The sequence below is a fragment of the Streptomyces sp. CB01373 genome, from assembly GCF_002803075.1.
Lineage (GTDB): Bacteria > Actinomycetota > Actinomycetes > Streptomycetales > Streptomycetaceae > Streptomyces.
The window spans coordinates 309,487-322,131 of the sequence record NZ_NNBK01000007.1 but is presented as its reverse complement, the minus strand read 5'-3'; the positions used below and the strand labels follow the sequence as shown (position 1 = coordinate 322,131).

Sequence of the window (12,645 nt, the reverse complement as noted above, 5' to 3'; positions counted from 1 at the left end):
GCATAGCCTCAAACGAGATCACCGAGTGGCCGTCGATACACCACTCCAGCGGACGTGACCCTCTCGTTCTCACGTACGCATGAGATTCGAAAGGTTCGTAACGCAACCCACTCGGTTCACCTTCACGACGGCTGGGTCAAAAACACCTGCTTGCCAGTGGCCAGCAGCGCTGCTCCCAGCCCACGAGGGGACGAATACCTGGGAGGGCGAGGAGGACGTCGACCCCGAGGGCCCACGGATCGATTGGACCACCGAGATCCTCCGCCGCGAGCTTGATTGCCCGTCCACGAGCGACATCCCGCGTCAGTGCTCTACGGAGCCAGGAACCGCTCAACCTTCTGTTGCAAGTCAGGCGGCAGGTCGCTCAACTCCGAAGATCACCTTCGTGCATGTCCCCCTCAGCCATCGGGTTGTCTCGCAACACCTCCAGTGCCAGTGGCAGGAGGTAGGGCAGTCCTATGTCTTGCCCGATCAAGAAACGCATGTCTTCGACGGTCAGCTCGCCGATCGGCCGACGCCGCAGGGCGTGTGCAGTAGCGACAACACGGGTGGCGTCGGCTGACGGGGCTGGCCAGCGATCGCGTTCAAGCCCTTCAAGGGAGCAGTAGCGATTCACGGGTCGCGTCACCTCCCGATTGCCCTACGGCGAGATAGCAAACGCGGTCTTCATGAAAGAGCGCTTTCCCCTGACAAGGGTGCTTGATGGTGCTTTCGGCGAAAGTCGGCGTTCGGTGGCCCGCTTTGGTTGCTTCGTTCCTGCCTGATCCCAACGGGCCCCCGCGTGACCTCGCTTGCGCCCTGGGGAGACAGCCGTGGGCACCGTGCGCGGCGCCTGTCACTTCCCGTACCGCTGCGCCACTGCCGCGTAGGCGGCCTTGGGTTCCCATTCCATGTCGGGGTAGGTCTGCCCCCGGCGCCCTTCGAGGAGTTTGGCGATGCCCAGGCCGGCCCGGTCCAAGTCGTCCCTGGGGTCGCCGTCCGGGCGGTGCGGGTAACCAGGCAAGGAGAACAAGAACACGAACGCGCTGTCCACGCCCTCGGTCTCGAAGATCTCCAGCAGTTCGCTCAGATATGCGGCCTGGCCGGCCTCGTCACGCTCGTATATGCCGTTCAGCCGTACAGGTGCCTTGGTCTCCGGGTCGTACTCGACCACTTCCAGCACCCGCCCACCGCGGTCTCCCGCGCCGCGGTAGGCCGCGGTGCCGAACCCGGTGATGGCGAGCGGCTTCGGGCCTTGGGCCAGAGTGCGCACCGCGTCCCGGAACCGGTCGGCGACCTCGGCGGAGCGGATCAGCTCGAACGTCACCATGTCGAAGGGAGTCCAGTCGACCTGCTCGAACTGGACGGATGCGTAGGTGAGCTTGCCCTGGAAGCGCTCGCGGACCGTGGCCGCGGCGTCGCGGAGGAATGCGTTGATGCGCACGCCGAGCTCACGCATCGCTTCGGCCCGCCGCTCGGGTGGTGGAAGCGACGGCACGTGGCCGTAGGGTTCCGGCATGGCAGACGAGAGTGAGCGAGCTGTTCAAGCGGCCATCGATGCGGAGCTGAGGCTTCTCGACCCTGAGGTACGTGCATCGCCGGTCCTCGTCTCGGAGCTGCTGGACCCGGAGTTCATCGAGTTCGGGGCATCTGGCCGTCGGTGGGATGCGACATCGATCCTCGCCGTGACGAGTGCCGGCTCAGTGGATCCGGAGTCGCCGGTCAAGGTCAGCGAGATGTCAGGGGTCGTGCTCGCTCCGGGCGTCGTTCACTTGACGTACTTCGCCGACAACAGCGGTCGCCGAGCATGGCGAAGCTCCCTGTGGCGTCTGACGGCAACGGGTTGGCGCATGTACTTCCACCAGGCCACTTTGACCGGCTGAGCGAAGACAGCCCGTTGCCCCGCGCGTGTTTGCCGACTGCCTGGCGGGCGGTCGGGTTTCGCGGAGGTGCCGCTCAGGCTGCCGGCGTACATCTGAGGATGTCCCGGAGTGCGGCCGGCGCGGAGAGCGAGAACCGTTCCTTCCGGCCCGATGGAGGGACTGATACAACAGGGCACATCCAGGTAGCAGTTCGACTGGACGGCATCTCATCACTGGCTCTATCCAGAGGTGCTGGTCAGGCAGCGGACGAAGGTGGAGCTGTGCGCGGCGATCGGGCGCGACCATCGTGGCGGCATTGTCGATACGGGGGCGGACACCTGTGCGAAGATCGCAGTGTGGTTGATCTACGCTTCCGTCTTGCTCACGACGCTGATCTTGCCGCTGTAGTGCGTCTGCGCGATGACGCTGCCCGCTGGATGCTGGCCCAGGGCGTCACTGGTCAGTGGCGGCCTGGTGAGCTGGGCGGGGATCACTTCCGCCGGATCATGCAAAGCGGGGAGCTATGGCTCGCGGAGGCTGCCGATCGTGTGGTCGGAGCCTGGGAGCTGTGGTGGGAGGACGAGGACGCCTGGGGGCCGCAGCCACCGACGGCCGGCTATGTGCACCGGCTGATGGTTGACCACGACCGTGTCCCGCCCGGGACAGGGCGGGAGCTTCTGCGAGTCGCGGAGCGCCGGGTGGCCGAGGCAGGCAGACCGTTGGTACGTCTGGACTGCCTGGCCGGCAATGCACGCCTGAATGCGTACTACCTCGACGCCGGCTATCAGGTTGTCGGACGCAAGGAAGGCAAGCCGCAGCCAGGCGGTACGCCAAAGTCGTTCACGCTGCTCGAAAAGTCCGTACGGGACGGAGGGGAATAGAAAACGCCTGCTCCGTCGTGGTTGGACGGGAACGGCAGGGTGCCACGAGTTGCCGCGGTGCATGGTTCATAGCGGCGTGGCCTCACGCGCGGCCGGTCGGCCAGGGCTCGAAGGGCGGGGTGTCGGCGGGCGTCAGGTCCGGGCGAGTCCGGTGCCGGCGTGCCGGATGGCGCCGGCGTCCGGCACCGTCGCGGGCGACGTCGACACCGACCTCCACCACCAGCTTCGGCGCCACGAGGGTGACGTGCAGATTCCCGCGCGAGCCCGCGCCGCACTGAACGTCCAGCTTGCGGCAGCGTCGTGCGGCGCTGTCGGCCGGCTGGCCTGCCCGGCCAGGGTGCCCGGTCGCCGGTGGTCACGGCGTCCTGGCCGGCGGCGATTTTGGGAGCGGCAGGGGACTGCCCCGCGGCCGGACGGTGACGGTGGTGGCCTGCGGGCCGTCGCCCCGAGGGTGCGTCGTAGCCGTCATGCACCCCGCGCACCCGCCCGGCCAGGGCGAAAACGATCAGGTCGGCGTGGTCCGGGCAGGTCCCGCCCGGACGGCCTCAGCTGTCGAAGTCGACGGTCAGGGTGTCGGACACCGGGAACGTCTGGCAGGTCAGCACATAGCCGGCGTCGACCTCGGAGGGCTCCAGCGCGTAGTTGCGGCGCATGTCGGCCTCGCCGTCGGTGACCAGGGCGCGGCAGGTTCCGCACACGCCGCCCTTGCAGGCGAAGGGCATGTCCGGGCGCACCCGCGTCGCCCCGTCCAGGATCGTCGTCTCGCGGGAGAGCGGGGACGTGGTGGAGCGGCCGTCGAGCGTGATGGTGACCTGGCTGACCGGGCCGTCGCCGGTGGCGTCCTCGTGGCGGACCGTGCGGATCGGCTCGTCGTCGGCGAAGAACAGCTCCTGGTGGACGCGGTCCGCCGGGACACCGAGGTCCCCGAGCAGCTTCTGCGCGTCGCGGACCATGCCGTGCGGGCCGCACAGCCACCAGTGGTCGGCGCTCTTCACGTCGACGAGCCCGTCGATGAGCGCGGCCAGGCGCTCGGAGTCCAGGCGCCCCGAGAGGAGTTCGGCCTCGCGCGGTTCGCGGGACAGGACGTGCCCGAGCTGGAAGCGGGTGGGGTAGAGGTCCTTCAGGTCGGCGAGTTCGTCGGCGAACATCACCGTGTCGGTACGGCGGTTGCCGTAGAAGAGGGTGACCCTGGAGCGGGAGTCGGCGGCCAGGACGGACTCGGCGATGGACACCATCGGGGTGATTCCGGAGCCGGCGGCGATCAGGACGTGGTGGCCCGGTTCGGCGAGGTCGGGGGTGAAGGCGCCGGTGGGGGCCATCACCTCGACGGTGTCGCCGGGGCGGACGTCCTCCACCAGCCAGGAGGAGAACAGGCCGCCGGGCACCACACGCACGCCGATGCGGGGGCGGGCGCCGACGGGGGAGCAGATGGAGTACGAACGGCGCTCGTCGCGCCCGTCGACCTCACGGCGCAGCGTGAGCGACTGGCCGGGCCGGTAGGCGAACTCCTGCGCCAGTTCCTCGGGCACGTCGAAGCTGATGGCGGCCGCGTCCGCGCACAGCGGCTGCACCGCGGCGACCCGCAGCGGGTGGAAGGCCGGACGGCGGCGCCGCGCGGGGGCGGCGGACACGTCGGTCTCCGTCGTGGTGGTCGGGGCCATCAGATCTCCTTGACGTACTCGAACGGCTCCAGACAACTGCGGCAGCGCCACAGTGCCTTGCAGGAGGTGGCGGCGAAGCGGGACGTCTCCTCGGTGTCGGACGAACCGCAGCGCGGGCACGCCACCGCGCGCCGGGTGGCGGACAGCTCCAGCGGCACGGCTCCGCCGGTGCGCCGGGGCGCGCTGCCCGGAGGGGCGATGCCCGCCTCGATGAGCTTGCGCCGGCCCTCCGCGGTGATCCAGTCCGTCGTCCACGGCGGGTCCAGGACGGTACGGATCTCCACCTGCGCGAAACCGGCCGAACGCAACCGAGCGGCGACGTCGGCACGCATCTCCGCCATCGCGGGACAGCCGGAGTAGGTGGGGGTCAGACCGGCGACGACCGTGCCGTCCGGGCGCATCTCGACGGTGCGCAGCACGCCGAGGTCGGCCAGGGTGAGCATGGGCAGCTCCGGGTCCGGGACCTGCTCGGCCACGTGCCGCGCGCGCCGCTCGTCCAGTGCGCTCACCATGTCGCCTCCGGATGCGCGCGGGCCAGCCCCTGCAACTCCTCCAGCAGCGGGGCCAGATGCTCGGTGTGGTCGCCCTCCCGGCCCTGACCGGGCAGCGCCTCGGCCTCGGTCGGCTCGAGACCGGCGGCGTCGAGGACCTGCCCGAGCACGGCCGTCGTCTCCTCCCGCACATCCGCCGGGTCGACGCCGAACCCCGGTCGCGGCGCGAAGAGTTCGTCCGTGTACGGGGCGACGGCGGCCAGCGCGGCCCGCATCCGCCGGTGGGACTCCTCCGTGCCGTCGCCCAGGCGCACCACCCAGTCCGCTGCGAACTGCCGGTGATAGGCGAGCTCGTTGACACCCTTGGCGGCGATCGCCCTCAGGACCGGGTCCTGCGTGGTGGCGGCGAGCCGCTGGAAGACGGCCAGGCGCCAGCAGGACAGCACCAGCAACCGGGTGACGGAGAACGCGAAGTCGCCGTTGGGGAGTTCGGCGAGCCGGACGTTGCGGAAGTCCGCCGCGTTCCGGAAGTAGGCGTAGGCGTCCTCGTCCCGGCCGCTGCCGTCGGCCTGGCCGGCGCGCGCGTACAGCAGCCGTGCCTGGCCGAGCAGGTCGAGGCCGATGTTGGCCAGGGCGACCTCCTCCTCCAGCTCCGGGGCCCGCGTGCACCACTCGGCCAGGCGCTGCGCGCCGACCAGGGCGTCGTCCCCGAGGGCGAGGCAGTACGCGGCCAGCTCGGCGGGCTCGACAGAGTCCGGCACGGTGGTGTCGACGCCGTGCAGCGGGTCCTCGAAACCGGTGCCGAAGGCCCAGCGGGCGTCCGACTCCCCGTGCTCCGCGGCCAGGGACAGGTAGACGTGGTCGTCGGTGACGTCGCTCATGTCCGTCCTGCTCCTAGATGTGGGGGACATCGTCGGGGATGTCGTAGAAGGTGGGGTGCCGGTAGACCTTGTCGGCGCTGGGCGCGAAGAAGGGGTCCTTCTCGTCCCGGGTGGAGGCGGCTATGTGCTCCGAGCGCACCACCCAGATGCTCACGCCCTCGTTGCGCCGGGTGTACAGGTCGCGGGCGTGGCTGAGCGCCATGGCGTCATCGGCCGCGTGCAGCGAGCCGACGTGCACGTGGTTCAGGCCGCGCTTGCCGCGGACGAACACCTCGTACAGCGGCCAACTGTCCTTCGTACCGCCGGTGTTGCTCATGCCGCTGTTCCTTCCTCGTTGTTCCGGGCGTCCTCGGTGGCCCCGGTCATGGCGGCCCGCTTGGCCGCGTGCGCGGACGCCGCCTCACGCACCCAGGCGCCGTCCTCGTGCGCGGCCCTCCGCCGTGCCACGCGCTCCTCGTTGCACGGCCCGTCGCCGCTGATCACGCGCTTGAGCTCGGACCAGTCGGGGGTGCCGAAGTCATGCCGGCCGCGCTCCTCGTTCCAGCGCAGCTCGGGGTCGGGCAGGGTGACGCCCAGCTTCTGGGCCTGCGGGACGGTCATGTCGACGAATCGCCGGCGCAGTTCGTCGTTGCTGTGCCGCTTGATCTTCCAGGCCATCGAGGCGGCCGAGTTGGGGGAGTCGCCGTCGGGCGGGCCGAACATCATCAGGGACGGCCACCACCAGCGGTTCACCGCGTCCTGCACCATCTCGCGCTGGGCGTCGGTGCCCCGCATCATCGTCATCAGCAGCTCGTAGCCCTGCCGCTGGTGGAACGACTCCTCCTTGCAGATCCGCACCATGGAGCGGGCGTAGGGGCCGTACGAACTGCGGCACAGCGGCACCTGGTTGCAGATCGCCGCGCCGTCGACGAACCAGCCGATCACGCCGACGTCCGCGAAGGTCGGGGTCGGGTAGTTGAAGATCGAGGAGTACTTCTGCCGGCCCTCGATGAGGCGCTCGGTGAGGTCCGCGCGGTCGGCGCCCAGGGTCTCGGCCGCCGAGTACAGGTACAGGCCGTGCCCGGCCTCGTCCTGGACCTTCGCGAAGAGGATGGCCTTGCGGCGCAGCGAAGGGGCCCGGGTGATCCATTCGCCCTCGGGCTGCATCCCGATGATCTCCGAGTGGGCGTGCTGCGCGATCTGGCGGATCAGCGTCTTCCGGTAGCCCTCGGGCATCCAGTCCCGGGGCTCGATCCGCTGGTCCTTCGCGATCGTCGCGTCGAACTGCTCCTGGAGCCGCTGCTCCGCGCTGTCGCCGCTCGACACTGCGCCGTGTGACGTGGTCATCGATACCAGCTTCCCTACCGACCATTCGTTCGGGTAATAGTCTGTCGAATTTTCCCGGCCCCGGCAACCCCTGGATCCGGGATCGCCCGGCCGCACGCGGCCGCGGGGCGGTGCGAGGGCCGCCGCCGCGTACGACGGGCGGGCCCTCGGTCCGGCCTCATTGCTCAGCGACCCTCGGTTCGGCGGCCCTTTCTCAGCGGCCCCCGAAGGACGGCTTCTCCTTGGCGAGGAAGGCCCGCACGGCGCCACGGTGGTCCTCGGTGGCGCCGAGCCGCTCCTGGGCCGCCGCCTCACGCTCCAGTACCGCGCTCAGCCCCGCCCCGGTTGCCACGTGCCGCAGCAACGCCTTGACCTCGCCGTACGCGGCCGTGGGACCCGCCGCCAGCCGCCGGGCCAGCGCCAGCCCCTCGGCCGCCGCCTGCCCGTCGGGCACGACCAGGTGCGCCAGCCCCAGCTCCTGTGCGACCCCGGCGTCCAAGTGGTCGCCGAGCAACATGAGGAGGGCGGCATACGACGGGCCGACCGCCCGGGTCAGCGACAGGCTCAGACCGCTGTCGGCGGCCAGCCCGATCCCGGTGAAAGCGGTCGCGAACCGCGCGCCTTCCGACGCCACCCGCACATCGGCGCACAGCGCGAGACCCAGCCCGGCCCCGACGCACGCGCCCTCGACCGCCGCGACCACCGGCACGGGCAGCGCTTGCAGCGCCTCCACCAGCGGGTTGTACTCGGCCCGCACCACGGCGAACGCCGACTCCGGGTCGCGCTCGAGGGCCTCGGCGTGCTCCTTGAGGTCCTGCCCGACGCAGAAGTTCCGGCCCTGCGCGGTCAGCAGCACCGCGCGCACCCGCTCGCCGTCCGCGTCACCGGCCACCCGGCGTACGGCGGCCCGCAGCCCGGACCGCAGGGCCGCGTCGAGCGCGTTTCCGGCGGAAGGCCTGCGCAGTTCGATGACCGCGACGCCGTCCTCGACGCGGTAGCCGACACTCTGCCCCGCCGCGTCCGGCGAGGTCGCCTCCGGCGGGGTCACTGCCATGCGTAGAACCCCTGTCCCGACTTGCGGCCGAGTTCGCCCCGGGCGACCTTGTCGCGCAGCAGCTGCGGCGGGGCGAACCTCTCCCCGAGCGTGGCGTGCAGGTACTCGGCGATGGCCAGGCGGACGTCGAGCCCGACCAGGTCGGTCAGGCGCAGCGGGCCCATGGGGTGCTTGTAGCCGAGGCTCATCGCGTCGTCGATCGCCTCCGGCTCGGCCACGCCCTCCTCGACCATGCGGATCGCCTCCAGGCCGAGCGCCAGGCCGAGACGGCTGCTGGCGAAGCCGGGGGAGTCCTTGACGACGACGTCCTTCTTGCCCAGCGCGTGGGTCCAGCCGAGCGCCGCCCGCACGACCTCGGGCGAGGTCTCCGGCGCCACGACGATCTCGATCAGCTCGGAGGCGGGCACGGGGTTGAAGAAGTGCATGCCCAGGAAGCGGCCCGGCACCTTCAGCGCCGAGGCCAGCTCGGTGACCGACAGGGAGCTGGTGTTGGTGGCCAGCACGGTCGTGTCGTCCACCGCCGCCTCGGCCGCGGCGAGCATCCCGGCCTTCAGTGCCGCGTTCTCCGGCACGGCCTCGACGACCAGTTCGGTGCCCGGCGCGAGACCGTCCACGGACTCCACGGCCGTGACCCGGGCGAGGACCTGCTCGGCGGGCTCGGCCAGCCGGCCGCGCTCGGCGGCCCGGCGCAGCCCGGTGGCGACGCGCTCCACGGCGGCGGCCGCGGCCTGCGCACCACTCTCCACGACGGTCACCGACGAGCCGGCGGCCGCGAACGACTGCGCGATTCCGGCCCCCATCCGGCCACCGCCGATCACACCGACGACGGCGGGCACGGTCGGACTGCTCATGCCTTGCTCCTGTTCCTCTTCTCCAGGAAACGCGTCATGCGGTCCTGCTTGTCCTGTCCCTCGAAGAGCACCGCCTGCGCCAGGTCGTCGGCGACCGGGTGCGCGCCCGGCGCGTCGACGACGAGCTTCGTCAGACGCAGCGCGGTGGCCGAGGACCGCGCCATGCGGTCCAGCAGCGCGTGCGCCTCGTCGAGCAGCTTCTCCGCGGGTACGACGTCGATGACCAGACCCGCGGCCAGCGCCGCCTGGGCGTCCAGGTTCCGTCCGGCGAGCAGCACCTGCTTGGCGACCGACTCGCCGACCAGCTCAGGAAGGCGCCAGCACGCCCCGGCCGCCGCGAGGATGCCGAGCCCCGGCTCCGGGTTGCCGAAGACGGCGTCGGGTCCCGCGATACGGATGTCGCAGGCGTAGGACAGTTCCGCCCCGCCGCCCAGCGCCCAGCCGTCGACGGCGGCCACGGTCGGCATGGGCAGCCTGCGCACCCGCTCGAACAGGCGGCTGTTGATCCCCTGGAGCGCCTCGTCCCGGCCCCGCCGCAGCAGCTCCGCGATGTCCGCGCCACCCGCGAACACGTTGCCGTGGCCGGTGAGCAGCAGCAGCTTCGGGTCGTCCTCCAACAGGTCGCACACCGCGTGCAGTTCGCGGATCATGAGCCCGCTGATCGCGTTGCGTGCCTCGGGGCGGTGCAGGGTCACCACGACCCGGTCCTCGCGCTCCTCGACCAGCAGCGTCTCGTACGCGTCCCGGCTCACACGCGCTCCACCAGCATCGCCACGCCCTGGCCCACGCCCACGCACAGCGTCGCCAGGCCCCGGCGGGCGTCCTCGCGCTCCAGGCGGCCGAGCAGCGTGAGCAGGATGCGGGCGCCCGAGCAGCCCAGCGGATGGCCGAGCGCGATGGCGCCGCCGTCGGCGTTGACCCGGTCCTCGTCGAGCTTGAGCCGGCGTACGACGGCCAGCGCCTGCGCGGCGAACGCCTCGTTGAGCTCGACGGCGTCCAGGTCGGCGGTCTGCCAGCCGGCGCGGGCCAGCGCCTTCTGCGTGGCGGGAACCGGGCCGAGGCCCATGAGGTTGGGCTGCACCCCGGCCGAGGCCGAGGTGACGACGCGGGCGCGCGGGGTGAGTCCGTGCCGCTCCACGGCCGCCGCGCTCGCCACGACCAGCGCCGACGCCCCGTCGGACAGCGGGGAGGACGAGCCCGCGGTGACGATGCCGTCCTTGCGGAAGATGGTGCGCAGGGAGCCCAGCTTCTCGAGCGTCGTCGACGGGCGCGGGCCCTCGTCGCGCTCCACCAGTCCGTCCTTCACCGGGACGGGGACGATCTCGCGGTCGAAGTACCCGGCCTCCTGCGCGGCGACGGCCCGCTGGTGACTGCGCAGCGCGAAGGCGTCGGAGTCGGCGCGGGTGATGCCGTCGAGGGCGGCGACCTCCTCGGCCGTCTCACCCATCGACAGGGTCGTCCGCACCGTGTCCGGACCGGCCCCGGCGGGCACCGCGCGGTCGGCGGCTGCGAAGCGCGGGTTGGTGAAGCGCCAGCCCAGGGACGTGTCGTGCACCTGGCCAGGCTTGGCCCACGGGGTGCCCGGCTTCTCCATCACCCACGGGGCGCGGGTCATCGACTCCACGCCGCCCGCGACGACCAGGTCGGCCTCGCCGGACCGGATCGCCTGGGCCGCCGAGGCGACCGCGGTCAGACCCGAGGCGCACAGCCGGTTGACGGTGTAGCCGGGCACGGTGTGCGGGAGCCCGGCGAGCAGCACCGCCATGCGTGCCACGTCGCGGTTGTCCTCGCCGGCCTGGTTGGCGGCGCCCAGGATCACCTCGTCCACGGCCTCGGCCGGGATCGCGGCGCGGCGCACGGCCTCACCGACCACCAGCGCCGCCAGGTCGTCGGGGCGGACGGAGGCCAGGGCGCCGCCGTAGCGGCCCTGCGGGGTGCGGGCCCCGTCGATCAGGTAGACCTCGTCAGGCATGGGTGCTCTCCTCGATGGCGGCGGGGCGGCGCGACTGGAGCGTCGCGAAGCGGCCGGTGACGAACGCGGGGTCGGACAGGGTGGCGCTGGCCGCGGGGTTGGCGGCGCTGCCGTGGAAGTCGCTGAAGGCCGCGGACTGGTTGACGAAGACGCCGCCGGTGAGGTTCTCCGACAGATGCACCCCCGCGTCCAGGGCCGCCGACTCGGCGGCGGCCAGGACCTCTTCGCTCGTGGAATGCACGGCGGCGGTCAGCGCGCCGTGGGCGCGCACCGTCTCCCGGAGGATCCGCAGGCTGTGTTCGGTGGAGTCGGTGGCGATGACGAAGGAGACGGGCCCGAACCACTCGCGGGTGTACGTCTCCTCGTCCGCCTCCGCGTCCAGGCGCGCCACCAGCGGCGTACGGATGGTGGCCTGCGGGAACTCGGGGTGCTCCACCGGCTGCGAGGCGTGCGCCGTGATGCCGAGCGCCGCCGCCTTCTCCAGCCGGTCGAGCACGCCGTCGTTGACGACGGCGCCGAGCGTGCCGGCCGCGCGAGCCGGGTCGCCGAGGAGCTTGTCCAGCGCGGCCCCCAGATCGGCGGCGAACTCGTCGGCGGTCCTGACGCCCTGGTCGGTGGCGATGCCGGCGCGGGGGATCAGCAGGTTCTGCGGGGTGGTGCACATCTGGCCGCTGTACAGGGACAGCGAGAAGGCGAGGTTGCCCAGCAGCCCGCGGTAGTCGTCGGTGGAGTCCAGGACGACCGTGTTCAGACCCGCCTTCTCGGTGTACACGGCGGCCTGGCGGGCGTTGGTCTCCAGCCAGTCGCCGAACTCCGTGGAGCCGGTGAAGTCGATGATGCGCACGTCCGGGTGGAGCGCGAGGAGGCCCGCGGTCCGCTCGCCGGGTTCCTCGGCGGCCAGGATCACGAGGTTGGGGTCGAAGCCGGCCTCGGCGAGGACCTCGCGGGCGGTGCGCACGGTGAGCGCCAGCGGCAGTACGGCGCCCGGGTGCGGCTTGATCACCACGGGGTTGCCGGTGACCAGGCTGGCGAACAGGCCCGGATAGCTGTTCCAGGTGGGGAAGGTGTTGCAGGCGATCAGCAGCGAGACACCGCGTCCGACCGGCGTGAACTTCTTGTCCATCACCAGGTCCCCGCCCTTGCGCTGGGGCTTGGTCCAGCGCGCGGAGCGCGGGTGCCGCCTCTGCTCCGCCCAGGCGTAGGCGACGGCCTCCAGGCCGCGGTCCTGCGCGTGCGGGCCGCCCGCCTGGAACGCCATGACGAAGGCCTGTCCGGTGGTGTGCTGCACGGCGTGCGCGTTCTCGAAGCCGGCCGCGTTGAGCCGGGCCAGGATCTCGGCGGCGACACCGGCGCGGACATCCGGGCCCGCGTCGCGCCAGGGGCCCGTGGCGGCCTTGGCGGCGGCGACCGCCTCCTCGGGCCGGACGCGGGGGTAGCCGATGCCGAGGCCGAAGCCGTAGGGGGAGGTCTCGGTCGCCTGCACGGTCCCCTCGCCGGGGTGTCCGGGCAGCGCGAACGGCTTGCCCAACTGGTCCCGGAAAGCGGCCTCACCGAGCTTCGGGGCCTCCTCGCCGTACACCGACTTGCTGGGTGACTCCGGGTACGGGGTCCAGTGGTCCCGGCTCTCGGTGGCCGCGACCGCCGTCTCCAGCAGCTCTCGGTGGCGGGCGAAGAAGTCGACGGGCTCGGGAGTGGTGTGGGGCATGCG

14 protein-coding genes and 1 pseudogene are annotated in these 12,645 nt (G+C 71.8%); 2 read left to right on the top strand and 13 right to left on the bottom strand.

Translation table 11 applies throughout. The annotated features are described in order from the left end of the window. Window positions 1–364: 364 nt before the first annotated feature. Window positions 365–616: a contact-dependent growth inhibition system immunity protein gene (locus tag CG719_RS13690; protein ID WP_234375561.1), complete on the bottom strand. Its 252-nt coding sequence runs from the start codon at window positions 614–616 to the stop codon at window positions 365–367. 219 nt (window positions 617–835) lie between these two features. Then, window positions 836–1,468 (bottom strand): annotated as a pseudogene (locus CG719_RS13685) (hypothetical protein); the annotation flags it as partial. Between the two features lie 28 nt (window positions 1,469–1,496). Between CG719_RS13685 and CG719_RS13680 the strand changes: the two are divergent. Both CG719_RS13680 and CG719_RS13675 read left to right on the top strand, forming a co-directional pair. After that, window positions 1,497–1,862 carry a nuclear transport factor 2 family protein gene (locus CG719_RS13680; RefSeq protein WP_100568860.1) on the top strand — a complete coding sequence of 122 codons (366 nt, stop codon included), beginning with the start codon at window positions 1,497–1,499 and terminating at the stop codon, window positions 1,860–1,862. A gap of 335 nt (window positions 1,863–2,197) precedes the next feature. Beyond that, window positions 2,198–2,722: a GNAT family N-acetyltransferase gene (locus CG719_RS13675; protein ID WP_100568859.1), complete on the top strand. Its 525-nt coding sequence runs from the start codon at window positions 2,198–2,200 to the stop codon at window positions 2,720–2,722. An 82-nt stretch (window positions 2,723–2,804) separates the two neighbouring features. On the opposite strand, the gene CG719_RS13670 is transcribed toward CG719_RS13675, so the two are convergent. The 11 genes from CG719_RS13670 to paaN all read right to left on the bottom strand — a co-directional run bounded on the left by CG719_RS13670 (window position 2,805) and on the right by paaN (window position 12,642). After that, a complete protein-coding gene (locus CG719_RS13670; protein WP_234375560.1) occupies window positions 2,805–2,957 on the bottom strand; it encodes an ATP-dependent DNA ligase in 153 nt (50 codons plus the stop codon). Window positions 2,958–3,267: 310 nt separating this feature from the next. Beyond that, on the bottom strand, window positions 3,268–4,383 hold the full coding sequence (gene paaE / locus CG719_RS13665) for a 1,2-phenylacetyl-CoA epoxidase subunit PaaE (protein WP_100568858.1): 1,116 nt from the start codon (window positions 4,381–4,383) through the stop codon (window positions 3,268–3,270). After that, complete coding sequence (gene paaD, locus CG719_RS13660; protein ID WP_100568857.1) at window positions 4,383–4,895, bottom strand: 1,2-phenylacetyl-CoA epoxidase subunit PaaD; 513 nt, start codon at window positions 4,893–4,895, stop codon at window positions 4,383–4,385. Before paaD ends, paaE begins: the two co-directional genes overlap by 1 nt. Then, window positions 4,889–5,755: a 1,2-phenylacetyl-CoA epoxidase subunit PaaC gene (paaC, locus tag CG719_RS13655; protein ID WP_100568856.1), complete on the bottom strand. Its 867-nt coding sequence runs from the start codon at window positions 5,753–5,755 to the stop codon at window positions 4,889–4,891. Before paaC ends, paaD begins: the two co-directional genes overlap by 7 nt. A 13-nt stretch (window positions 5,756–5,768) precedes the next feature. Further along, on the bottom strand, window positions 5,769–6,071 hold the full coding sequence (gene paaB, locus CG719_RS13650; RefSeq protein ID WP_100568855.1) for a 1,2-phenylacetyl-CoA epoxidase subunit PaaB: 303 nt from the start codon (window positions 6,069–6,071) through the stop codon (window positions 5,769–5,771). Then, entirely contained in the window at window positions 6,068–7,081 is a 1,014-nt protein-coding gene (gene paaA, locus CG719_RS13645; RefSeq protein ID WP_100568854.1) for a 1,2-phenylacetyl-CoA epoxidase subunit PaaA, read from the bottom strand. Before paaA ends, paaB begins: the two co-directional genes overlap by 4 nt. Window positions 7,082–7,274: 193 nt before the next feature. Continuing rightward, complete coding sequence (locus tag CG719_RS13640; RefSeq protein ID WP_100568853.1) at window positions 7,275–8,114, bottom strand: enoyl-CoA hydratase/isomerase family protein; 840 nt, start codon at window positions 8,112–8,114, stop codon at window positions 7,275–7,277. Next, on the bottom strand, window positions 8,105–8,965 hold the full coding sequence (locus CG719_RS13635; protein ID WP_100568852.1) for a 3-hydroxyacyl-CoA dehydrogenase family protein: 861 nt from the start codon (window positions 8,963–8,965) through the stop codon (window positions 8,105–8,107). The genes CG719_RS13640 and CG719_RS13635 overlap by 10 nt, the downstream gene beginning before the upstream one ends. Further along, a complete protein-coding gene (locus CG719_RS13630; protein WP_100568851.1) occupies window positions 8,962–9,717 on the bottom strand; it encodes an enoyl-CoA hydratase/isomerase family protein in 756 nt (251 codons plus the stop codon). The genes CG719_RS13635 and CG719_RS13630 overlap by 4 nt, the downstream gene beginning before the upstream one ends. Beyond that, on the bottom strand, window positions 9,714–10,937 hold the full coding sequence (locus tag CG719_RS13625) for a thiolase family protein (RefSeq protein WP_100568850.1): 1,224 nt from the start codon (window positions 10,935–10,937) through the stop codon (window positions 9,714–9,716). The genes CG719_RS13630 and CG719_RS13625 overlap by 4 nt, the downstream gene beginning before the upstream one ends. Further along, window positions 10,930–12,642, bottom strand: a complete 1,713-nt coding sequence (gene paaN, locus CG719_RS13620; protein WP_100568849.1) for a phenylacetic acid degradation protein PaaN — start codon at window positions 12,640–12,642, stop codon at window positions 10,930–10,932. The genes CG719_RS13625 and paaN overlap by 8 nt, the downstream gene beginning before the upstream one ends. Window positions 12,643–12,645: the final 3 nt, after the last annotated feature.

Excerpts from the sequence above, each read along its gene's own strand:
- CG719_RS13680 (WP_100568860.1), top strand. The coding sequence starts at position 1,497 with ATGGCAGACGAGAGTGAGCGAGCTGTTCAAGCGGCCATCGATGCGGAG.
- paaE (WP_100568858.1), bottom strand. The coding sequence starts at position 4,383 with ATGGCCCCGACCACCACGACGGAGACCGACGTGTCCGCCGCCCCCGCG.
- paaD (WP_100568857.1), bottom strand. The coding sequence starts at position 4,895 with ATGGTGAGCGCACTGGACGAGCGGCGCGCGCGGCACGTGGCCGAGCAG.
- paaC (WP_100568856.1), bottom strand. The coding sequence starts at position 5,755 with ATGAGCGACGTCACCGACGACCACGTCTACCTGTCCCTGGCCGCGGAG.
- paaB (WP_100568855.1), bottom strand. The coding sequence starts at position 6,071 with ATGAGCAACACCGGCGGTACGAAGGACAGTTGGCCGCTGTACGAGGTG.
- paaA (WP_100568854.1), bottom strand. The coding sequence starts at position 7,081 with ATGACCACGTCACACGGCGCAGTGTCGAGCGGCGACAGCGCGGAGCAG.
- CG719_RS13640 (WP_100568853.1), bottom strand. The coding sequence starts at position 8,114 with ATGGCAGTGACCCCGCCGGAGGCGACCTCGCCGGACGCGGCGGGGCAG.
- CG719_RS13635 (WP_100568852.1), bottom strand. The coding sequence starts at position 8,965 with ATGAGCAGTCCGACCGTGCCCGCCGTCGTCGGTGTGATCGGCGGTGGC.
- CG719_RS13625 (WP_100568850.1), bottom strand. The coding sequence starts at position 10,937 with ATGCCTGACGAGGTCTACCTGATCGACGGGGCCCGCACCCCGCAGGGC.
- paaN (WP_100568849.1), bottom strand. The coding sequence starts at position 12,642 with ATGCCCCACACCACTCCCGAGCCCGTCGACTTCTTCGCCCGCCACCGA.